This is a genomic window from Reyranella humidisoli, assembly GCF_019039055.1.
GTDB classification, from domain to species: domain Bacteria; phylum Pseudomonadota; class Alphaproteobacteria; order Reyranellales; family Reyranellaceae; genus Reyranella; species Reyranella humidisoli.
Genome location: NZ_JAHOPB010000002.1, coordinates 769,283 through 789,866, shown reverse-complemented (window position 1 = coordinate 789,866; position 20,584 = coordinate 769,283). Strand labels below are relative to the sequence as shown.

General features: G+C 65.5%; 20 protein-coding genes. 4 read left to right on the top strand and 16 right to left on the bottom strand.

What is annotated here, in order from left to right; genetic code table 11:
• Positions 1-148 precede the first annotated feature (148 nt).
• Positions 149-1,135 (bottom strand): hypothetical protein, encoded by a 987-nt coding sequence (locus KQ910_RS22190; protein WP_216965347.1) that lies wholly within the window; start codon positions 1,133-1,135, stop codon positions 149-151.
• The gene (locus KQ910_RS22185; protein WP_216965345.1) at positions 1,132-1,395 is read right to left on the bottom strand and encodes a hypothetical protein; all 264 of its coding nucleotides are present in this window, start codon (positions 1,393-1,395) and stop codon (positions 1,132-1,134) included. Before KQ910_RS22185 ends, KQ910_RS22190 begins: the two co-directional genes overlap by 4 nt.
• A gap of 66 nt (positions 1,396-1,461) precedes the next feature.
• Here KQ910_RS22185 and KQ910_RS22180 point away from each other — a divergent pair, with 66 nt between their 5' ends.
• Positions 1,462-3,102, top strand: a complete 1,641-nt coding sequence (locus KQ910_RS22180) for a glycosyltransferase family protein (RefSeq protein ID WP_216965343.1) — start codon at positions 1,462-1,464, stop codon at positions 3,100-3,102.
• A gap of 4 nt (positions 3,103-3,106) precedes the next feature.
• Here the strand turns inward: KQ910_RS22180 and KQ910_RS22175 are convergent, their stop codons facing one another.
• From KQ910_RS22175 to KQ910_RS22150, 6 genes are all read right to left on the bottom strand, one after another.
• Positions 3,107-4,201 (bottom strand): malate/lactate/ureidoglycolate dehydrogenase, encoded by a 1,095-nt coding sequence (locus KQ910_RS22175; RefSeq protein ID WP_216965341.1) that lies wholly within the window; start codon positions 4,199-4,201, stop codon positions 3,107-3,109.
• Position 4,202: 1 nt separating this feature from the next.
• Entirely contained in the window at positions 4,203-4,967 is a 765-nt protein-coding gene (locus tag KQ910_RS22170) for an SDR family oxidoreductase (RefSeq protein ID WP_216965339.1), read from the bottom strand.
• A 30-nt stretch (positions 4,968-4,997) separates the two neighbouring features.
• Positions 4,998-6,098, bottom strand: coding sequence for an ABC transporter ATP-binding protein (locus KQ910_RS22165; RefSeq protein ID WP_216965337.1), 1,101 nt, complete (start codon positions 6,096-6,098; stop codon positions 4,998-5,000).
• Between the two features lie 7 nt (positions 6,099-6,105).
• Positions 6,106-7,014 carry a carbohydrate ABC transporter permease gene (locus tag KQ910_RS22160; protein ID WP_216965335.1) on the bottom strand — a complete coding sequence of 303 codons (909 nt, stop codon included), beginning with the start codon at positions 7,012-7,014 and terminating at the stop codon, positions 6,106-6,108.
• Positions 7,014-7,943 (bottom strand): carbohydrate ABC transporter permease, encoded by a 930-nt coding sequence (locus tag KQ910_RS22155; RefSeq protein WP_216965333.1) that lies wholly within the window; start codon positions 7,941-7,943, stop codon positions 7,014-7,016. The genes KQ910_RS22160 and KQ910_RS22155 overlap by 1 nt, the downstream gene beginning before the upstream one ends.
• A 217-nt stretch (positions 7,944-8,160) precedes the next feature.
• The gene (locus KQ910_RS22150) at positions 8,161-9,501 is read right to left on the bottom strand and encodes an ABC transporter substrate-binding protein (protein ID WP_216965331.1); all 1,341 of its coding nucleotides are present in this window, start codon (positions 9,499-9,501) and stop codon (positions 8,161-8,163) included.
• Positions 9,502-9,779: 278 nt separating this feature from the next.
• On the opposite strand from KQ910_RS22150, the gene KQ910_RS22145 reads away from it, so the two are divergent.
• Both KQ910_RS22145 and KQ910_RS27035 read left to right on the top strand, forming a co-directional pair.
• Positions 9,780-10,958 carry an aminotransferase gene (locus tag KQ910_RS22145; protein ID WP_216965329.1) on the top strand — a complete coding sequence of 393 codons (1,179 nt, stop codon included), beginning with the start codon at positions 9,780-9,782 and terminating at the stop codon, positions 10,956-10,958.
• A gap of 91 nt (positions 10,959-11,049) precedes the next feature.
• On the top strand, positions 11,050-11,184 hold the full coding sequence (locus KQ910_RS27035) for a hypothetical protein (RefSeq protein WP_255560300.1): 135 nt from the start codon (positions 11,050-11,052) through the stop codon (positions 11,182-11,184).
• A gap of 2 nt (positions 11,185-11,186) precedes the next feature.
• Here KQ910_RS27035 and KQ910_RS22140 read toward each other — a convergent pair whose 3' ends face one another.
• Positions 11,187-12,038, bottom strand: coding sequence for an FG-GAP repeat domain-containing protein (locus KQ910_RS22140; RefSeq protein ID WP_216965327.1), 852 nt, complete (start codon positions 12,036-12,038; stop codon positions 11,187-11,189).
• A gap of 325 nt (positions 12,039-12,363) precedes the next feature.
• On the opposite strand from KQ910_RS22140, the gene KQ910_RS22135 reads away from it, so the two are divergent.
• On the top strand, positions 12,364-13,236 hold the full coding sequence (locus tag KQ910_RS22135; RefSeq protein WP_216965325.1) for an alpha/beta fold hydrolase: 873 nt from the start codon (positions 12,364-12,366) through the stop codon (positions 13,234-13,236).
• Here the strand turns inward: KQ910_RS22135 and thiD are convergent.
• The 7 genes from thiD to pal form a co-directional block, all read right to left on the bottom strand.
• On the bottom strand, positions 13,229-14,020 hold the full coding sequence (gene thiD / locus KQ910_RS22130; RefSeq protein ID WP_216965323.1) for a bifunctional hydroxymethylpyrimidine kinase/phosphomethylpyrimidine kinase: 792 nt from the start codon (positions 14,018-14,020) through the stop codon (positions 13,229-13,231). The two genes, KQ910_RS22135 and thiD, sit on opposite strands and share 8 nt — an antisense overlap.
• Positions 14,017-15,366, bottom strand: a complete 1,350-nt coding sequence (glmM, locus tag KQ910_RS22125) for a phosphoglucosamine mutase (protein WP_216965322.1) — start codon at positions 15,364-15,366, stop codon at positions 14,017-14,019. The genes thiD and glmM overlap by 4 nt, the downstream gene beginning before the upstream one ends.
• 10 nt (positions 15,367-15,376) lie before the next feature.
• The gene (gene folP, locus KQ910_RS22120; RefSeq protein ID WP_216965320.1) at positions 15,377-16,150 is read right to left on the bottom strand and encodes a dihydropteroate synthase; all 774 of its coding nucleotides are present in this window, start codon (positions 16,148-16,150) and stop codon (positions 15,377-15,379) included.
• 41 nt (positions 16,151-16,191) lie between these two features.
• Positions 16,192-18,129, bottom strand: coding sequence for an ATP-dependent zinc metalloprotease FtsH (gene ftsH, locus KQ910_RS22115; RefSeq protein ID WP_216965318.1), 1,938 nt, complete (start codon positions 18,127-18,129; stop codon positions 16,192-16,194).
• Positions 18,130-18,157: 28 nt separating this feature from the next.
• The gene (gene tilS, locus KQ910_RS22110; RefSeq protein WP_216965316.1) at positions 18,158-19,231 is read right to left on the bottom strand and encodes a tRNA lysidine(34) synthetase TilS; all 1,074 of its coding nucleotides are present in this window, start codon (positions 19,229-19,231) and stop codon (positions 18,158-18,160) included.
• Entirely contained in the window at positions 19,228-19,962 is a 735-nt protein-coding gene (gene ybgF, locus KQ910_RS22105) for a tol-pal system protein YbgF (RefSeq protein WP_216965314.1), read from the bottom strand. The genes tilS and ybgF overlap by 4 nt, the downstream gene beginning before the upstream one ends.
• A gap of 120 nt (positions 19,963-20,082) precedes the next feature.
• On the bottom strand, positions 20,083-20,544 hold the full coding sequence (gene pal / locus KQ910_RS22100) for a peptidoglycan-associated lipoprotein Pal (RefSeq protein ID WP_216965312.1): 462 nt from the start codon (positions 20,542-20,544) through the stop codon (positions 20,083-20,085).
• Positions 20,545-20,584: the final 40 nt, after the last annotated feature.

Here is a 20,584-nt window from a genome sequence, read left to right as displayed (position 1 = left end):
CGGCCCGTTCCTCCCCTTCTCCGCATCGTGCGCAAATGGTCCGGACTGGACCATTTTGGACAGGAATGTCGGGGCAAATCCGGGAAAGATTTCTCCAGCAATCACGCCGCCGCCGCCACGCTTGCCGCGCCGACGACAACACGCCCGATCAACTATGGAAATAGTGCCCCGCCCATCGATGGGCCTGGCGCATGAGAGGCGCCAGCAATCGACGCCACAGTCGCGGGCGCACGGATATCGAGAGCATCGGCGGAGGCTCGGAAGGAAGGCCGCCCAGTTCCTTCCGAATGTCGCCGAGTAGACCAATGTATGGTTCGTAGAGATCGCTACGCACGATGGATGAAAACGGTCCAAGGTACGAAGGCAGGCTGCCAAGCCAGACGCCCGGCCTGACCTCCTTCAATCCGGAGAAGTGGACGAAAATCAGCGCGTAATTGTCGCCGACGATGATCGAGCCGTCTGCGGCTCGACGAATGCTTTCACGACAAATGTTCCAAGGACCTACGTTGGCGCCGGGATGGGTGATCTCGACGACGTTGGGGAACCTGGCAAAAATATGATCGAGGTACTTCTGGTCCGCAAAGAGATCGCCGTCGACGCAGCCGTAACACCACTCGATGCAACGGTCCCGCCACCATCGAGCCGCCTCCGTACCAACGGCGTCGGCGCGAAAGCTCACCCACCCGACATTGAAGCGCCCGTATTTCAGAAGTCGCCTGGTCCACCAGTGCCAGCGATGGCCGATCACGCCTACCGAAGCGCCCATCATTGCCTCATGGATGGGAGCTGGGTCCGAGTAGAACATCAAGTCGGCATCGAGATAGGTAACCACGTCGTCCGGCTGCGCTTCTCGCAGAAGGGAATATACGAGGCTGCCCGTCAGGGTGAAATAATAGTCGCGAAGACACCTCGTTTCCTTGGCGGCGAGCAGGTCTGGATTCTCGCGCTCGAACTCCTCCAGCGGAATCAGAGTGACGCCGGGTTCGCCGAGGCCAGAGAGCACGCGGTGAACCGCCGGGGTAAGGCAGAGCACCGAAATCGATCCCTCAGGATCGACCCGGCGCAAAGACCGGATCATCGCCAAACCGCGATCGAGGTAGACATGATCGAAGTAGGTGCAATAGCGCCGCTTCATTTCTGAGACTGACAGTTGACCTCAGCCGGAATAGCGGTAATCGCTTCTTCCTTGTCATGGACTTGTTCGGCGCATACCCGGCAGCCAGGCGCCAGAGACCGCTTGAGATCGTATCCGTCAATCATCTCGTCTTCCATATCACTTTCGACCTCGTCGACGAGATCGCCTGCGGCGCTGGAGGCATCTTCGGTGCGGTCACTCCCTACCGACACTCGGAGGCCTCCGCCGGCCACCGCCTCTTCTCGACCTGCCCGGAGCATGTCATTTCTCCCCGCATGACGAGCCCAGTCGACCGGATGCCTTCCCCCACTCGCCCCCGAGGGCGAGTGGCCGATCTCGCTTTGCTCGTGATCGGCGGCAGCGCCATCCTGATCGCCATCATCCTGTGGTTCGACAATGCGCAGGGTGGGCTGACGGGCAACGGCGTCTTCAAGAGCCTCGAACTGAAGCCGTGGGTCGTCGATCCGGCGAACGCGCCGCTCTACGCCTCGAACTATCTCTTCTATCCGGTCTATGGCGCGCTCTGCCGCCTGCTCGACCTGCTGGGCATCTTTGCCGGCGATCCGCGCCGGCAGCTCACAATCCTGAATGCACTGAGCGCCAGCCTGTCGGTGGGCGTCGCCTATCTGCTGGCCCGCGCCATCACCGGCAACCGCTCCATCGCCCTGCTGACCGGCGCATTTCACCTTGCGACCAGCCACGTGATGTTCCTCGCGATCGTCAACGAGGACATCATGCCGAGCTATACGGTGATGTTCGCGGCGATGGCGCTGGGCGCCGTGTGGCTGGCGCGGCCGACGGCAGCGCGCGTGATTGCCGTTTCGGTCCTCTTTTCCATCGGCTGGCTGTTCGAATGGCGGCTGATGTTTCCCACCCTCCCCGCGATGCTGGCCGCGCTCTGGCTGTGCGAGCAGCGCCGGACGCTGCGCTTCGCCTGGATCGCGCTCTTCCTCGCCACCATGGTCGCGGTCGCCACGCTCGTCTCGCTGGCCTGGCGCGGGCACGAGGGCGCCGTCGGCCCGTTCGATCTCATCTGGACCGGCAAGGCGGTGCGTTCCGTCTGGGCGGGCTTCACCTGGCCCAAGGTCGGCTATCTGTGGGACGGCATCGTGGCCTACCTCCTGGGCACCGGTATCACGACGTTCGACGGCCTCCCCGGCTGGGACATCTGGCGCTTCGCCTCGACGTTCTGGCTGATCGGCATGGGCTGCGTCTCCGGCTCGATCCTGTGGCGCGCCCGCAACGACGGACGGGCACGCGCGCTCGTCGCGGTGTTCGGCGTCACCTTCCTCGCGGGCGAAGTGTTCAACCTCTATTCCCAGCCGCAGGATCCGCAGATGCAGATCAACGTCATGGCCTGGGTCACACCCGCCTGGGCGCTGACCCTGGTGGCGATCGGGCGGCGCTGGCCGGCGCGGGGTCTCCCCGCGATGGCCGCCGTGACCGTGGCCCTGTTTGCCTACAATGTCTGGAGCATCGCGCCGCTGCGCGGGCTCGACAGCAAGTGGCGGCAGGCCATCGAGCGGCTGGAACAGCAGGGCGAGCCGGCCCGCACCGTGTTCCTGCTCCACGATTTCGACTGGACGATGGTCTATGCCTCGCTGCACTGGGGCACGGCCGAGCCCGGCGTTTCCGAGCTGGGGCCGGCGCCCCAGGCACGGCCGAAGTTCAAGTGGATCGGCTTCACCGGCAACGTGCTGCGCCATCCCGACTGGAGCACGGAACGGCATGTCGAGGCGCTGCGGCGCGAGATCGACCGGGCGCTGGAGCTTGGCTACGAGGTGATGGTGGTGCGCCTGTGGGACATTCCCGAGGCTCAATTGCGGACCGAAACCGGCATGGTCGCCGACGCCGCCCGCCTCGGTGCGCTGCAACGCATGCTGCGCACCGACTATGTCGCGACGCCGGTCGCTGTCGATCCGGTCGCCGGGTCCGTGAACCGGCTGCGACGCGCCGCCGGCCGCTGACGCCCTACATCGTGGCCTGCTGGATGCGCCGCTCGTCGATCCCGACCGAGCGCGCGGTCTCCACGATGGCGGCCCAGGTATCGTCCGGCAGCGGCACGCCTTCGGCGAGACGCTGGGCGCGGGTGCGCGATTCCTGCTCGCCCGGCACCAGGATCTCTACTCCCGGCGTCGCGGGCTTCGAGCCCTTCACGAACGAGACGTACTTGGCGATATCACCAGGGAAGAAGCCCTCGGCGTCGAACACCTTGGGATCGACGTAGAAGGACAGCATGCCGTTGGCGAAGCGCCCGCGCTTCGGGTCCGTCGCGCCCGTGCCCGACAGCGAGCCGCCCAGGATCTCGCACATGAAGGCGAGGCCCGAGCCCTTGTGGTCGCCGAAGGCGCGGATGGCGCCGGTTCCCTTGCTGTGGTCGCGCGGGCCCGTGGGCGTGTAGTCGCCGTAGAGCAGGTGCGGATCGGCGCTGGGCTTGCCGTCCGGACCGATCAACGCTCCCTCCGGCAGCTTCTTGCCGCCCTGGCTCGTCACCAGGACCTTGCCCTCGGCCACGATCGAGGTGGCGAAGTCGAGGACCAGCGGGTCCTCGCCGGGCCGCGGGACGCCGACGCAATAGGGCGCGGTGGAAAAGCGACGCTCGACGCCGCCATAGGGTGCCACGAGGACGCTGCCCGAAGCGTTGACGAAATGGACCGACACGAGGCCCGCTTCAGCCGCCATCTCCGCCCAGTCACCGACGCGGCCGACATGGCCGGCATTGCGCAGCGTCACCGCCGAAAGACCGTTCTTGAGGCACTTGTCGATGCCGATCTGCACCGCCTGCGGAGTCACGGTCTGGCCGAAGCCGTACTTGCCGTCGACCACGGCGATCACCGGCGTATCGACCAGCACGTCGACCTTCACGTCGGCAACGACGGTGCCGGTCTTCTTCTGCGAGGCATAGCGCGGCACGCGGACCACGCCGTGACTGTCGTGGCCCGACAGGTTGGCACTGACGAGGTAGCGACCGATGCGGCCACCCTCCTCTTTCGAGCATCCCGCTGTGGCAAAGATGTCCGCGACGAAGGATTCGAGTTCCTTCGCCTTGATCGTCACGTAGCCCATGTCAGGACTTGCCGCGTTGCAGGCTGGCGACGTAGCCGCGGTTCCAGGTCGGGTTGATCATCACCTCGTTGATGACGATGTGCGGCGGCAGGCAGGCGATGTAGCGGATCAGGTCGCCCACGTCCTCGGACTGCGCCATGCGCTTGCGCTCGGCCGGGGTGATCGGAATCGGCCGCTTGTCGAGGATCGGCGTCGCCACCTCGCCCGGGCAGACCACGCAGGAGCGGATGCCGTTGACGCACTCTTCCATGTTGATCGTGTGGCTCATCGCCACCACGCCGTGCTTGGCCGCCGAATAGGCCGGCCCCGACAGCAGGCTCGGCACCTTGCCGGCGACCGACGACGTATGGATCAGCACGCCGCCCTTGTTCTTGCGCATCAGCGGCAGCACCGCCGAGGTGCAGTAGAACGCGCTCGACAGGTTGCCGTGCACGACCTCGTCGACACCCTTGGGCGTCAGCTGCTTCCAGCTGCGCTTCTGGATGTTGAGGCCGGCGTTGTTGACCAGGATGTCGAGCCGGCGATGCTTCTTGGCGATCGCCGCGACGGTCTTCTCGACCGACGAGGCCTTCATGAGGTCCGCCGGCTTCACCTCGGTCTTGCCGCCGGCCCTGGCGATCATCGCGGCCGTTTCCTCGAGGGGAGCCCGGCGGCGGCCGGTGAGAACGACAGTCGCCCCATCCTTCGCCAGCGCCACCGCAGCCGCCTGACCGATACCCGAGCCAGCACCGGTCACCCAGGCGACCTTGCCCGTCAACGAACCCATGACATTCTCCTCAACGCCGAAAAACGGCGATTAAAGCACCTTGCCGGTGCTGTCGTCGATCAGGTGCATGTTGCTGAGATCGGCCCTCAGCTTCATGGAACGCGCTGCCTCGGCCCCCGCGTTGGGATTGACGCGGCCGCAGATCTCCCGGCCGTTCACCGTGAAGTAGACCAGAGTCTCCATGCCCATCGGCTCGACGACGTCGATGACCATGTCGAAGTCGTGCTGGTTGGGCTCGACGTGCGGCCGGGTCTCCGCGATGTGCTCGGGCCGCAGGCCCAGCATCAGGTTGGCCTTGCCCACATGGGCATTGTAGCGGGCGGTGCGTTCGGCCGGGACGGGAAACGACAGCGTATCGTTCAGGCGGACGCGCAGCGCGCCGGCCGCCTGCTCGAGCTGGCAGGCGATGAAGTTCATCGCCGGCGAGCCGATGAAGCCCGCGACGAACTTGGTCGCCGGCGAATGGTAGAGATCGTTCGGTGAGCCGACCTGCTCGATCAGGCCGCCGTTCATGACCACCACGCGATCGGCGAGCGTCATCGCCTCGACCTGGTCGTGAGTCACATAGACCGTGGTGGTGCGAACCTTCTGGTGCACCTTCTTGATCTCGGTGCGCATCTGCACGCGCAGCTTCGCATCGAGATTGGACAAGGGTTCGTCGAACAGGAACACCTTGGGGTCGCGCACGATGGCGCGGCCCATGGCGACGCGCTGGCGCTGGCCGCCGGAGAGCTGCTTGGGCTTGCGGTCGAGCAGCTCGGTGATGTCGAGGATCTGCGCCGCCTGCTTGACCCTCTGGTCGATCACGTCCTTCGGCGTTTTCTTCAGCTTCAGGCCGAACGACATGTTCTCGTAGACGTTCATGTGCGGATAGAGCGCGTAGTTCTGGAACACCATGGCGATGTCCCGGTCCTTGGGCGGCACGTCGTTGACGACATGGCCGCCGATCGCGATGTCGCCGCCGCTGATCTCTTCCAGTCCCGCGATCATGCGGAGCGTCGTGCTCTTGCCGCAGCCCGACGGACCGACCAGGACGATGAACTCCTTGTCGCTGATGTCGAGGTCGATGCCGCGCACAGCGAGGACTTCGTCGTACTTCTTGACGACCTTACGCAACGTTACCTGAGCCATGTGTCGACTATCCCTTTGTCGCGCCCGCGGTCAGACCCGCAATGTAGTAATCCATGAGGAAGGCATAGATGATGAGCGGCGGGGCCGCGCCGAGCAGCGCGCCGGTCATGATCTGTCCCCAGTTGAAAACGTCGCCCTTGATCAGCGTCGTGATGATGCCCACAGGCAGCACCAGTTCGCTGGTCGAGGTCGTGAAGGCCAGCGGGTAGAGGAACTGCGCCCAGGCCACGGTGAAGGTGAAGATCGTCGCCGCGATGATCCCGGGCAGCGCCACCGGGATGAAGATCTTGGTCAGCGTCTGCATCCAGGTGGCGCCGTCGATCAGTGCCGCCTCGTCCAGTTCCTTCGGGATCGACGCGAAGTAGCCGATCATGATCCAGGTGGCGAACGGCACCGTCAGCGTCGGGTAGAGGATGATCATCGTCCACCAGTGATTCATCAGCTGCACGCCGAACACTTCGTTCACCCAGGCGAACATCTTGAACAGCGGGATGAACAGCAGCGTTTCCGGGATCAGGTAGGTGAGGAACACACCGGTCGCCAACGTTGCCGATCCCCAGAACTTCATGCGGGCCAGCGCGAAGGCAGCGATCACGCTGATCAGCATGGTCAGGATGACCACGCAGATCGACACGATCGCCGAGTTCCGGAAGAACACCAGGAACTGATTCTGCGAGAGCAGATCTATGTAGTTCTGCAGGGTCGGATTGCCGATGAACCACGGGTTCTTCGCGGCCGAAATCTCCGCGCTGGTCTTCAGCGAGGTGATCAGCATGTAGATCGGCGGCATCAGGAAGAAGATGGCGAACAGCACGAGAAAGAAATAGGACCAGCGCAACGCCCAGGTCCGATCGCGGCTCATGCTGCCGTAGTTGGGCCGGGTCGACGCTCCGGCCGCGACTGCAGTGTTGGCCATCAGACTTCACTCCCACGCTTGGTGATGTCGCGCAGGATGAAGGTCGCGGCGACGGCCAGGATCGGCACCATGAACAGCGACACGGCGGCGCCGAGCGGGATGTCTCCGCCCTCGATGCCGACGCGGAACGCCCAGGTCCCGAAGATGTGGGTGCTGTTGAGCGGACCACCCGCCGTCAGCACGCGCACGATGTCGAAGTTCGCGAAGGTCACGATCAGCGAGAACAGCGCGGTGATCGCGATGATGTTGCGCATCATCGGCAGGGTCACGTACCAGATTCTCTGCCACCAGGTAGCGCCGTCGATCGAGGCCGCCTCGTAGAGCTGCTCGGGTACCGACTTCAGTGCCGCGAGGTACATGATCATGAAGAACGGAGAACCGATCCACACATTGACCAGAATGACCGAGAAGCGCGCCCAGCCGGCCTCGCCAGTCCAGGGAATGCCCTCGATGCCTACTCCCTCGAGGAGCCAGTTGAGGGCGCTGTAGGACGGATCGAACAGCCACAGCCAGGCGAGCGTGCTCATGGCCGGCGGAATGACCCACGGCACCAGCAGCATGCCGCGCCACTTGCGCTGGCCCTTCGCGGGAATGTTGTGGACGAAGTGGGCGACCACGAAGCCGATGATCGCCTTGAAGATCACTGCCGTGATGGCGAACAGGCAGGACTGGTAGACGACCAGCCAGAACGTGTCGCGGCCGAACAGGAACTCGAAGTTCCCGAAGCCGACGAAGCGGGTCATGCCCTTGTTGAGCGTCGCGAGGTAGACCGCGTAGCCCGCCGGATAGGCGACCAGGATCGTGATCAGGAGGATCAGCGGCAACGCCATCAGGAAGGCGATGGTCGACTTGCGCTGCATGAGCTTGTGCAGGCTGCTGCGCTGCTGTGACGGATGCCCGGCCGGATTTCGGGCGGCGATGTCTGCCATCGGGTACTCCAGGCCCTGTCGGGCCATGCGGGAACGCCAGGTTGAACAGGCTACGAGAACAGTCTGGACCGTACCGCCGCGACGGAAGCGGCGAGCTGTCCCGCCCAGGGCAGGACCGCCCGCACACCCGTCCCGAACCGGTCCTGCAGACCGATTCCGAGGCCGATCCCGGAGCCGCCCACCGATCCCCTGTTGAGGACCGGCGGGCAGCTTCGCATCAGTTGCGGCTGAAGCCCTCGAGCTCCTTGGCCGCCCAGTCGAGCGTCTTGTCCATGGCCTCGCCCTTGGCGTAGCGCACGACCATCTGGGTCATGATGGCCTGGGTGTAGATCTGCTCGGCGATCTTGTGCGGCGCGGGCGCCGCGGCGATCGAGAGGGTCTGGTGGTTGTGCGGATTCGGGTAGTGGTAGAGCGTGCCCTTGGGCGGCGACTCTTCCGCCCACACCTTGAAGGTGGTGAGCTTCTCGAACGCCGGCAGATCGTAGCCCTGCGACGCGTTGGTCATCTTCTCGGCGGAACTGGCCTGCGAGAGATGGGTGATCAGGCTCTTGGCCGCTGACTGGTTCTTGCTGAAATTCCAGACGCCCCAGAAAAATGGCAGGAACGGCGCGTAGCGGCCCTTCGGCCCGACCGGGAAGCCGTGCGTCCAGAGCTGCTCGGCAACCTGCGGCGCATCGCGCTTTGCGACAGCCCAGGCGCTGGGCGGGTTCATGATCAGCGAGCCCTGGCCCGACACCAGGAACTTGTTGTTCGAGGCGTCGTCCCACGACGGCACGTCCGCCGGCAGGAACTGCATCAGCTTCTTGTAGTAATCGAGCACCTGGCGGACCTGGTCGTTCTTCACGACGATGTCGCCCTTGGCGTTCACGAGCTGGGCGCCAAAGGCATGGAACAGGGCGCCGGCGCTGTCGACACTGTCCGAAGTGGTGCCAAGCCCGATGCCGAACGGGTTACCGCCCTTCTGGCAGGCCTCTGCCGCCTTTACGAAGTTGTCGAGATTCCAAGCGTCCGCCTTGGGCGCCTGTCCGACCGGGTACATCGCCTGGATGTCTATGCCGGCATGCTTCTTCAGGAGATCGATTCGTGAGCACGGGCCCTTGATCTGGCTGCCGACCGTGGCCGGCACGGCGAGCCATTTGCCGTTCAGCTTGCCGAGGTATTCAACGGTATCATTGACCTTGCCGTTCTCCTTGATGAGCGGCTCCATGACGTCGTTCATCGGGACGAGCTGGTCGGCATAGCGCGCCGGCAGCCAGGTCGAGAAGGCGAGAACGTCGTGGCCCGACTTGGCCTGCGATTCCGCGGCCGTGGTGAGGAGCAACTTGTTGCCCTGCGACGTGATGAAGTCCATCGAGACTTCAACCTTGTTCTTCTCGGCCCATTCCTTCACGAGAGCCTCGGTCGCCTTGTTGGCGCCCGGCACCCAGTGATCCCAGAAGCCTACGGAGAGCTTGCCGGCGGCATTCGCGCTCCGCACGAACGGCGCCGCCACGAGAGCCGCGGACGCCGCAGCGGTGCCGGCGACGAATCGACGACGATTGACCTTCATCGAGACCATGTTTCCTCCTCAGAGCCGATTTCGACCGGCAGATTGATCCCAGCCCGCGCTGACGCTTGGGGCACTGGCTCTCAAACGGAGCCTTGCGGCGATGCTATGCACAAGACACCGGGCAAGCAATGCATTTTGACATGGGATTCGGCTTCGAACGCAATTTGACAGGTTGCAGAGAGACTTGGATGCTCCGCCACACTTCGCCAGAGCGGCCTCGAGGCTCTTGCGAAATTAGACTGTGAAATTCGTTCGTCAGCCTTCCGAAAAGAGTCGTACGCCTGCTCATGAATACCGCTCCGATCGTCAATCCGTGGCTCGCTGCCGTCGCTCCCTCCCCCATCGGCGAAACCAAGCGCTGGGTGCTGGGACGCACCTTCCCGCCCGAGCGGCCGCTGATCGACCTCAGCCAAGCGGTGCCGGGATACCCGCCGGCCCTCGAACTGCGCCGGCATCTCGGCGAACTGCTGCTGGATCCGACCATGCATGGCTACACGCCGATCCTCGGCACGCCGGTGCTGCGCGAGACCTACGCGAACCATCTCACGGACTTCTACGGCGCGCCGATCACGCCCGCCGAGGTGGGCATCACGTCGGGGTGCAACCAGGCCTTCTGCCTGGCCCTGATGAGCATCGCCAAGGCGGGCGATCAGGTGATCCTGCCAAGGCCCCACTACTTCAATCACGACATGTGGATGCGGATGCAGGGTGTCGAGCCGGTCTCGCTCGACTTCCGGCCGGGTTCCGGCGCGGTGCCGAACGCGGAAGACGCCGAAAAACTGATCGGGCCGCGGACCCGAGCGATCATCCTGATCTCGCCCAACAATCCGACCGGCGCGGTCTATCCACCGGAGACGATCCACGCCTTCTACGAACTCGCGAAGAAGCACGGCATCGCCCTGCTGCTCGACGAGACCTACAAGGATTTCCTGCCCGAGGGCACGCGGCCGCACGATCTTTTCAGCCGGTCCGACTGGCGCGACACGCTCGTGCACCTCTACAGCTTCTCGAAGGTCTTTGCGCTGACGGGCTATCGCGTCGGCGCCGTCACTGCGGGAACCGGACTGATGGCCGAGATCGAGAAGGCCATGGACTGCGTCTCGATCTGTCCCCCGCGCCTCGCACAGGAAGGCGCGCTCTACGGACTGCGTCACCTCCTGCCGTGGGCCCGGAACAACACGGCGGGCCTCAAGGCGCGCGCCGACATGCTGGGCCAGGGCCTCGAGCGCTCCAATCGCTGGCGCCTCGTCAGCATCGGCGCCTACTTCGCCTATGTGGAGCATCCGTTCGTCGGGACGCCGTCGACCGAAATCTCCAAGCGCATGGCCGACGAGGAGAACCTGCTCACCATCCCCGGCGACATGTTCGGCGCGGGCCAGGAGCGCTTCATCCGCCTCGCCTTCGCCAACGTCACCGACGACAAGATCCCGACCGTGCTGGAGCGGCTGGAGCGCTTCGGCGTGTAGGCAGGACGCTGCACGTCGCTCCGAGCGCGGAATCTTCTCCACCGCCTTGCCCCCGTCGGTGCGGGTGCGTGACCGATGAGGCCTGGGTGCCTTGGCAACGAACGTCTCGACGGCGACCGGCTGGGCCTTGATGGGGCGCGCTGGAGACTGCGGCGCGATCGTGAGCGCCGTCGGCGGGCAGCAGCCCGAATACGAAAGTCCGATGGCGGCGCTGCAGGTGCGATAAATTTACCGCAGCCCCATAAGCCCGGCACTGCCGCCGGCTGGCCCGACGTCGACAAAGGGCACGCCCGACACGTGCCTCAGCTTGAAGTCGGACAGTGCTGTCGATCCAAGTGGCTTGCGGCCAAGCTCGCGGGCGTGACCCTTGAACGACAGGAAGCGCAGGTATTTACGGTCTTTCGTCGGAACCGCCAGATCGGCGACACCGTCGCCATCGAAGTCCGCGACAGCTGACAGTCCGAGGTGCGGCGATCCGATCACATGATTGGATGTGTCCGGCATGCTCGCGATCTCGATCAGCCGGCCCGAGCGCAAAGTCCAGATCCGCAGCAAACCGAGCACATGTGGCATTTGCACATAAGCTATGTCGACCATTCCATCGCCGTCGAAGTCGGCGATTCCCGCCGGGTTCAACCACGTATTGGGCGAGCCCGTCGGTGGCGTCTCGGCGACAATCGACAACGCTCCGTCTCGGACGGCAATGACTGCAAGAGCGGCACCGCGATTGAGGTAGGAGCGAACGAGCACAATTTCATCGATCCCGTCGCCATCGAGATCGGCAAGACGGGGCTGCCGATCCTCGAATACCGAATCGTCTGGCAGCGTCAGTCGTAGAAGTTTGCCGTCGCGCAGGCGCACCATCAGGCTGGCCGCTTCGTAAGGGGAGCCGAGCACGAAGTGCCTATACCGCGTGGTCGCGTCTGCCAGCCACGCGTCGGCAATCGTGCCGGTGCCACGAGCAACACGCAGATCCGCTATGGCGCCCGGATAGTCCGCGGCCCGACCGTCTGGCATGGACGCGAGCACGGCGACGACGATGGCGATGGCCCGCCGGGCGACTGAATGCAGCCATCTCAAGCACATCATCTACTTTCCAGTGTGTCGGTCACGTTGGCACCTGACGGGGATACGCCCTGGGCGACCTCACTTTGTTCGATGCCGTTCGACAGCTCAATCCGCAATTCCGTGAACGTCGATCGCGGCGGCCCCTCACCACCAAGAAGGGAGTCCTCGCGGCCCGTGTCGCGACGACGCGGCAGAAGACGGCGGCCCTTCCGCTCCGCTTTCGCGACCAGGGCAGCGTAACCTTCGCGAAGACTATCGTGTAGATGCGATGCTTTGCCATGGCCGCAATGCTAGCCTGTCCGCCGCCGCCATCAACGATGCGAAGAGGAGCCGCACCATGCCGCACGCCAACACGCCCGACGGGGTGAAGCTCTACTATGAGGAAGCGGGTACCGGGACGCCGATCCTGTTCGTCCATGAGTATTGCGGTGACTGGCGAAGCTGGGAGCCGCAGGTGCGGTTCTTCTCGCGCCGCCATCGCTGCATCACCTACTCGTTCCGCGGCTATCCCGGCTCGGACGTGCCGCTGGCCGCCGACATGTACGGCCAGCAGCATGCGGTCGACGATGCGAAGAACATGCTCGACCACCTGAAGATCCCCAAGGCGCATATCGTGGGCCTGTCGCAGGGCGCTTTCGCGACCGCGCACTTCGGGCGCTGCCATGCCGACCGCGCCTTGTCGCTCACGCTCGCGGGCGTCGGTTCCGGCGCCGGCCGCGAGGGACATGAGCAGTTCAAGAAGGACGCCGTGACGACCGCCGGGCTGATCCGCAAGGACGGCATGGCGAAGTATGCCGAGAGCCTGACGACCAACCCCACGCGCTCGCGCTTCAAGCTGAAGGACCCGCGCGGCTTCGCCGAGTTCACGAAGCATCTCTCCGAACATCCCGATCTCGGAGCCGCCAACACGATGGAGAATTACCAGGGCAAGCGGCCGTCGCTCTACGATTTCGAGGAGGAATGGAAAGCGCTCGACGTCCCGACCCTGATCATCTGCGGTGACGAGGACGATCCCTGCCTGCAGCCGAGCCTCTACCTGAAGCGCGTCCTGCCCAATGCGGGGCTGGCAATGTTCGCCAAGACCGGCCACACGGTGAACATCGAGGAGCCGGACGCTTTCAACCGCGAGCTCTGGAACTTCATCGTCATGAGCGAAGCCGGCAAATGGACGGGCCGGCTCCCGGTCGCCGAGGGCGCCGGGCTTATCTGACCGTCACCGCGTGATTCAGCGGACCGTGCCCGCGTCCGAAGCCGGGCGCGGTCTCGATGGCCCTGCGGACATAGTCGCGCGCGCGTGCCACGGCATCGCGGAGCGTCATCTTCTGGGCGAGCCCGGCCGCAATCGCCGATGCAAGAGTACAGCCGGTCCCGTGCGTGCTCCGGCTCTGGATGCGGGCATCCTCGAAACGGTCGAACCGCCCCTCGTGGAACAGCAGGTCGACGACGCGATCGCCTTCGAGATGGCCGCCCTTCATCAGCACCGCGCCGGCGCCCAGCATTGCCAGCCGCTCCGCCGCGCGCTTCATGTCGGCCTCGACCCGCACGGGAAAGCCGACGAGGACCTCCGCCTCGGGCAGGTTCGGCGTGATCAGGGCTGCCATCGGCAGCAGCGTGTCGCGCAGCGCGGCTTCCGCTTCGCTCAGCAGCAGCCGGTGCCCTCCCTTGGCGACCATCACCGGATCGACCACCAGCGGCGTGCCGGCCGCGTGTCTTGCGATCCCGGCCGCCACGACCTCGATCACAGCGGCGCTGTGCAACATCCCCGTCTTGAGCGCATCGGCGCCGATGTCGGTGAGCACCACCTCGATCTGCTGGGCGATGAATGCCGGCTCTATGCCGATGACGCCGTGCACGCCTTCGGTGTTCTGCGCCGTCAGCGCCGTGATCGCGGTGGCGGCAAAGCCGTTCATGGCGGTAACCGCCTTGATATCGGCCTGGATTCCCGCTCCGCCGCCGGAATCCGATCCGGCGACGATCAGCACGCGGCCTTTCATGCGGCCTGCCGGGGAAGCGCTTCGATGATCTGGTCGACGACGCTTCGAACCAGGTCGGAATCGTCGCCTTCGGCCATGACGCGGATCAGCGGTTCCGTGCCCGACTTGCGCACCAGGATCCGGCCGCCCGTGCCCAGTCTGGCTTCGGCCGAGGCGATTGCCTTGATTACGGACGCCGCGTCGAGTGCCGCGGTCGCGTCGGATACCCGTACGTTCTTCAAAAGCTGCGGCACCGGTTCGAAGGCACGGAAGAGCTCGCTGGCCGGCCGGCCCGTCTGGATCAACGCGGCCAGCGCCTGAAGCGCCGCCATCAGGCCGTCGCCGGTGGTTGCATGGTCGGTCATGATGATGTGACCGGACTGCTCGCCGCCGAGATTGTAGCCGTCGGCCCGCATGCGCTCGAGAACGTAGCGGTCGCCGACCTGGGTGCGTACGAGCCGGAGCTTACGCGCGTCGAGATAGCGTTCGAGGCCGAGGTTCGACATGACCGTGGCGACGATTCCGCCCCCCGACAGGCGGCCGCTCTGCATCCACAGGTCGGCAATGGTCGCCATGAGCTGGTCGCCGTCGATCACCTGGCCATTTTCGGCGACCATGATGACGCGGTCGGCATCGCCGTCGAGACCGATGCCGATATGGGCATGGTGCGCGACGACCTGCTCCTGCAGCACGCCGGGATGCGTCGAGCCGCAGTTGCCGTTGATGTTGAAACCGTCCGGCGACACGCCGACCCGAATCACCTCCGCGCCGAGTTCAGACAGAACGGTCGGGGCAACCCTGTAGGCGGCACCGTTGGCGCAATCGACGACGACCTTGAGGTCGCTGAGATCGAGGCCGCGGGGTGCCGAGGCCTTAACGGCCTCGATGTATCTGCCCTGCACGTCGTCCAGCCGCTTGGCGCGCCCGATCGCGGCGGCGTCCGCGAGCGTCATGTCCGACGGCGACATCACGAGCGCCTGGATCCTGCTCTCGACGGCATCCGACAGCTTGAATCCGTCCGGGCCGAACAGCTTGATGCCGTTGTCCTCGTAAGGATTGTGCGAAGCCGAGATCATCACGCCCACATCGGCGCGCATCGATCTGGTCAGGAAGCCCACGGCAGGCGTCGGGATCGGCCCCAGGAGAAAGACATCGACGCCCACCGACAGGAAGCCGGCCGTCAGCGCCTGCTCCAGCATGTAGCCCGACAGGCGCGTATCCTTGCCGATGACGGCGCGATTGCGATGGGCGCCGCGGCGGAACACCTGTCCCGCGGCCATGCCGATGCGCATCGCCATCTCGGCGGTCATCGGAGAGGTATTGGCGCGGCCGCGAACGCCGTCCGTGCCGAAAAGTGAACGAACCATGACGGCGGTTCTACCGCATCGCCTCGAAGACGGCGAGCGCCTGCCGGGTGGCCGGGACATTGTGGACGCGCACGATGGAGGCTCCGTGCCGCACCGCCTCCACGGCCAGAAAAGCCGAGGCCGGATCGCGATCCGCTGCCCTCTCGACGCCCGTGAGGCGGCCGATGAAGCTCTTGCGCGAGGCGCCGATCAACACCGGATAGCCTGCGTCCGCCAGCCGCCGCGCGCCCGCAATCAAGGCCAGCTCCTCCTCGACCTTCTTGCCGAAGCCGAGACCAGGATCGAGGGCGATGCTCCGGCGCTCGGCGCCGGCCACCACGCAGGCCGCGGCGCGATCGAGCAGGAAACGCCGGACGTCCTCTACCACATCGTCATAGGCCGGACCGGCATAGCGCTCCTCCGGCTTGCCCCGCCGATGCATCAGGACGACCGCCGCCTGCGTGCGTACGATCAGAGGCAGCATCGCCTCATCATCCCTCAGTGCCGAAACGTCGTTGACGATCCGCGCTCCGGCGGCGAGCCCCGCCTCAGCAACGGACGCGCGTCGTGTATCGAGCGAAACGACGGCCCCTTGTCGGGCAAGTCCCTCCACGACCGGCAGGATGCGGCGGCGCTCCTCATCGGGAGACACGGAAGCCGATCCTGGCCTCGTCGATTCACCACCGACGTCCAGGATATCGGCGCCTTCCGAGACGAAACGCAGGCCATCGTCGATGGCCCGCGCCGGGTCGAAGCGTTCCCCGCCGTCGGAGAAGGAGTCGGGCGTCACGTTCACGATCGCCATCACGAGAGGGCGATCGAGGGCGAGGCCCGCGAAGCGTCGCGTCAAACGCCCGGCTGAGGCTCAGGGTTGGCGCCCGGCGCCGGGCCGGTGCTGGTCGGAACCGAGGCACGGCGGCGGCGATCGGAGGTGCCGGCGCCGCCGGTATCGTCGCGCACGACCTTCTCGCCGCGCAGAACAGTACCGATCTCGTCGTTGCTCAACGTCTCGTACTCGAGCAGCGCCCTCGAGATCGTGTGCAGGTCTTCGAGGCGCTCGGTGAGGATCGTGCGGGCACGGCCCTCGGCCTCCTCGATCAGGCGGCGAACCTCCTGGTCGATGAGCTGCGCGGTCGCCTCGGAGACGTTCTGCGTCTGCGTGACGGCGTGCCCCAGGAACACTTCCTGCTCGTTCGCCTGATAGCGGACGCGACCGAGCTTCTCGGACATGCCATAGGCGGTGATCATGCCGCGCGCAGTCTGCGTCGCAACCTGGATGTCGCTGGCGGCGCCCGTCGTCACGTTCTCCGGACCGAACACCAGTTCCTCGGCGAGGCGGCCGCCGAACATGATGGCGAGGCGCGACTCGAGATACTGCTTGGTGTGGCTGAGATGATCGCGCTCGGGCAGCTGCATGGTGACGCCCAGCGCGCGGCCGCGCGGGATGATCGTCACCTTGTGCAGCGGATCGCTTTTCGGCACGTGCATGGCAACCAGCGCATGACCTGCCTCGTGGTAGGCCGTGAGCGTCTTTTCCTCGTCGGTCATCGCCATCGAGCGGCGCTCGGTGCCCATCAGCACCTTGTCCTTCGCGTACTCGAAGTCGCCCATGGTGACGAGACGCTTGCCCACGCGTGCAGCGCGCAGGGCGGCTTCGTTCACGAGGTTGGCCAGATCGGCGCCGGAGAAGCCCGGCGTGCCACGGGCCAGGACGCGAGGATCGACGTCCGGTGCCAGCGGCACCTTGCGCATATGGACCTTCAGGATCTTCTCGCGGCCGCCGACATCGGGGTTCGGCACCATGACCTGGCGGTCGAAGCGGCCCGGACGCAGCAGCGCGGGATCGAGCACGTCGGGACGGTTGGTGGCGGCGATGAGGATGACGCCCTCGTTCGCCTCGAAGCCGTCCATCTCGACCAGCAGCTGATTCAGCGTCTGTTCACGCTCGTCGTTGCCGCCGCCGAGGCCCGCACCGCGATGACGGCCGACCGCGTCGATTTCGTCGATGAACACGATGCAGGGCGCGTTCTTCTTGGCCTGCTCGAACATGTCGCGCACGCGGCTCGCGCCGACGCCCACGAACATTTCGACGAAGTCGGAGCCGGAGATCGTGAAGAAGGGCACGTTGGCCTCGCCCGCGATGGCGCGCGCGAGCAGCGTCTTACCGGTACCCGGAGGACCGACCAGCAAGCAGCCCTTGGGAATCTTGCCGCCCAGGCGCTGGAACTTCTGCGGGTCCTTGAGGAAGTCGACGATCTCCTCGAGTTCGCCCTTGGCCTCGTCGATGCCAGCGACATCGTCGAAGGTCACGCGACCATGCTTCTCGGTGAGCAGGCGCGCCTTGGACTTGCCGAAGCCCATCGCACGGCCGGTGCCGCTCTGCATCTGGCGGAGGAAGAATATGTAGACACCGACCAGCACGAGGACCGGCAGCCAGCTCACGAAGATGCTGCCGAGATTGACGCCCTCTTCCGCTGGACCGGCATCGACGCGGTCGACGTTCTTGATGAGCATCGGCATCAACTGGTCGTCGGGCGGGGTGCTCGGCGCGTAGGTCGAGAACTTCTGCACGCCGTTGCGCGGCTCGCGGAACGTGCCGTTGATCGTATTGCCCTGGATGCGGACGTCCTGGACCTGCCGCTGTTCAACCGCCCGGACGAATTCGGAATAGGAGATGGTGTTTCCGGGAGAACGGGTCGCTCCGCCCTGGAACACGCTGTAGAGCAGCGCTAGCAGGAGAACGATGACGATCCACAGGGCAGCGTTACGATTGAACGGGTTCACTTAGGGCTTCCGTTGGCTAGAGCTACGTTCAAAGATGGGTTGCGGCCGCCGGGTCGCAAGCGAAAAATGCAGCCGGAATCAAAGGCTGTCTGTCTTTCCTGCCACTTTCGGGGCGGACAATCCACACAAGCCGCCGCGAGCCGACAGCCTGACGCAGGAGGAATTGGCACCCCGACAGGGTGAAATCGCTTTCCCGCCCCGATTTCCCGCGTTCGAGCGGCCCCGACAACCGGGCCAGCGCGCGGTCCAGTCGTTCCCGCCGCGGCTGATGGCGACGGCCGCCGATCGCCTGCACGACACGGCTCATCAGCCGGCCGCGAAGGTCCAGGGGCAGGCTTTGCAACATTTCAGGATCGAGGGCGACACCCCCCTCCTCGCCGACCTCGAGAAGCATCACACCAGCCTCCGCCGCCGCGCGTTCATGACCGATGCGCACAAGGTCTGCATCGGACCGGCTGGCATGGCTCACACCGGCAAGGCGCAGCCGCGCCCGCTCGAAGCGCGGATCGACGTTTGACGGGTCGTCGATCCAGGGAACACCGCGGACCTCAAGCGTCGCCGTGAGAGCCGTACGCCGAACCGCCAGCAGGGGCCGCAGCATTCGAACCTCCGGCCACTCGACCAGTGCCGCCATGCCGGCAAGCCCGTCCGGGCCGCTCGACCGGGCGGCGCGCATGGCGATCGTTTCGTCCTGGTCATCGGCGTGATGGGCCACCAGCAGGTGAAGGATTCCGCGCTCCCGGCAGGCCTGCCGCAACAGGCGATAACGGGCGTCGCGGGCAGCTTCCTGCAGGCCCGTCTGCGGCTTGTCGCCCGTCCAGCGCAGCACGGCGCTTTCAATGCCCACCCCCTCGAGCAGGCGGGACGTCGCCAAGGCTTCGTTTAAAGATTCCCGCCTCAGCCCATGGTCCACGATCAGGGCGATGGCGCGCCCCTCCCGGGCGACGGCCCACTCGCTCGCCAGCAGGGCCAGGCACAGCGAATCGCGGCCACCGGAAACGGCCACCGCAAGGTCGGGATGTCTCTCGAAGGGCGCGAAGGGCGCCATCAGACGTTCGAAGGCCGCTCCGCCCAGAGCGGACGGGATGGCGGCGATGCTCACCCGCAGCTGTTCTTCTGCCGCTCCTGGTCGATGCGGCGCTTCTGAAGGTCCGTGGCGCGCGGATAGTCCTGGTTGAAGCGGGCAAAGATGGCGCAGGCGTCGGACTTGCGGCCGAGGTTGGACATCGTGATCCCCAGCTTCAGGAGGTTGTCCGGTCCCTTCGGGCTCGTCTTGTAGACCTTGTAGCCTTCGGCGAATGCCGTCAGCGCATTGTTGTAGTCGCGCCGGGCGTAATAGGTCTCACCCAGCCAGTATTGCGCGTTGCCCGCGAGCTTGTTCTGCGGATTGCGCTGCACGAAGGTCTTGAAGCCGCGTTCGGCGGCGGCGTAGTCGCCCTCCTGCAGTTTCTTGAAGGCCTCGTCGTAAAGCTGATCGCCGGCCGCGGCACCGCCCGGCGCTGCGCCCGGCGTCGGCGCGGGCCCCGAGGGGGTCGCGGGTGCCGCCGCCAGACCGCCCGGACGCGGTGCCGCGCCGCCCGGCTTGCCGCCACCGCCCTTCTCGAGCTGGTCGATTCGGTACTCGTAGTCGGCCTGCATCTTCTCCATCTGCTGCATCAGCGTCGCGTTGCGATGCTGGAGCTGCTCGATCTGACCGGTCATCATCGTCAGCGTCTGCTGAAGCTGATTGAGGCGGTCCTCGATGTAGACGCTGTCGCCACCGCGCTGTGCCGCTGCGGCGGTCGGCAGGGCGAAAACGACGAGAAGAGCGAACCAGGGCGAAAAGATCTTCATGGCAGGCGCTTTGTTCACATCAAACGCGGCCATTTTCAGGCATGCCCGCCCCGCCTCCAAACGAAAACGCCGGTCGCGTGGCGACCGGCGTCTCCTCAATCGCCTCGCTACGAGGCTGAACTACTCCAGCGCAGTGATGGCGCGGCGGTTGCGCGCCCAGGCGGCTTCGTCGGAGCCGACCGGATCGGGACGTTCCTTGCCATAGCTGACGGTCTTGAGGCGCGACGCGGGGATGCCCTGCGCGATCAGGTACTGGCGCGCGGCATTGGCGCGGCGCTCACCGAGCGCCAGGTTGTACTCGCGCGTACCGCGCTCGTCGCAGTGGCCTTCGATGGTGATCTGATAGTTGCCGTACTTCTTCAGCCACTCGGCCTGACGATTCAGCGTCTGGCGGCCGTCTTCGCGAACCGTCGAGGAGTCGGTGTCGAAGAAGACGCGATCGCCGACATTCTGCCGGAAGTCGCCCACCGAGCCGGGCGTCACGGACGTGCTGGCGGCGGAGGCGGTCTGGGTGTCGTTGTTGCTGCAGGCTGCGATGAGGAACATCGCTGCGAGGGCCGACAAGGCCTTGATCATGCTCATCTTTCGATCCACTCCCTGACAGAATCGACCCGGGCGCGGG

Excerpts from the sequence above, each read along its gene's own strand:
- KQ910_RS22165 (WP_216965337.1), bottom strand. The coding sequence starts at position 6,098 with ATGGCTCAGGTAACGTTGCGTAAGGTCGTCAAGAAGTACGACGAAGTC.
- ybgF (WP_216965314.1), bottom strand. The coding sequence starts at position 19,962 with ATGAAGATCTTTTCGCCCTGGTTCGCTCTTCTCGTCGTTTTCGCCCTG.
- thiD (WP_216965323.1), bottom strand. The coding sequence starts at position 14,020 with ATGAAAGGCCGCGTGCTGATCGTCGCCGGATCGGATTCCGGCGGCGGA.
- folP (WP_216965320.1), bottom strand. The coding sequence starts at position 16,150 with ATGGCGATCGTGAACGTGACGCCCGACTCCTTCTCCGACGGCGGGGAA.
- KQ910_RS22175 (WP_216965341.1), bottom strand. The coding sequence starts at position 4,201 with ATGGGCTACGTGACGATCAAGGCGAAGGAACTCGAATCCTTCGTCGCG.
- pal (WP_216965312.1), bottom strand. The coding sequence starts at position 20,544 with ATGAGCATGATCAAGGCCTTGTCGGCCCTCGCAGCGATGTTCCTCATC.
- KQ910_RS22155 (WP_216965333.1), bottom strand. The coding sequence starts at position 7,943 with ATGGCAGACATCGCCGCCCGAAATCCGGCCGGGCATCCGTCACAGCAG.
- glmM (WP_216965322.1), bottom strand. The coding sequence starts at position 15,366 with ATGGTTCGTTCACTTTTCGGCACGGACGGCGTTCGCGGCCGCGCCAAT.
- KQ910_RS22185 (WP_216965345.1), bottom strand. The coding sequence starts at position 1,395 with ATGCTCCGGGCAGGTCGAGAAGAGGCGGTGGCCGGCGGAGGCCTCCGA.
- KQ910_RS22145 (WP_216965329.1), top strand. The coding sequence starts at position 9,780 with ATGAATACCGCTCCGATCGTCAATCCGTGGCTCGCTGCCGTCGCTCCC.
- KQ910_RS22160 (WP_216965335.1), bottom strand. The coding sequence starts at position 7,014 with ATGGCCAACACTGCAGTCGCGGCCGGAGCGTCGACCCGGCCCAACTAC.
- KQ910_RS22150 (WP_216965331.1), bottom strand. The coding sequence starts at position 9,501 with ATGGTCTCGATGAAGGTCAATCGTCGTCGATTCGTCGCCGGCACCGCT.
- KQ910_RS22135 (WP_216965325.1), top strand. The coding sequence starts at position 12,364 with ATGCCGCACGCCAACACGCCCGACGGGGTGAAGCTCTACTATGAGGAA.
- KQ910_RS22170 (WP_216965339.1), bottom strand. The coding sequence starts at position 4,967 with ATGGGTTCGTTGACGGGCAAGGTCGCCTGGGTGACCGGTGCTGGCTCG.
- KQ910_RS22190 (WP_216965347.1), bottom strand. The coding sequence starts at position 1,135 with ATGAAGCGGCGCTATTGCACCTACTTCGATCATGTCTACCTCGATCGC.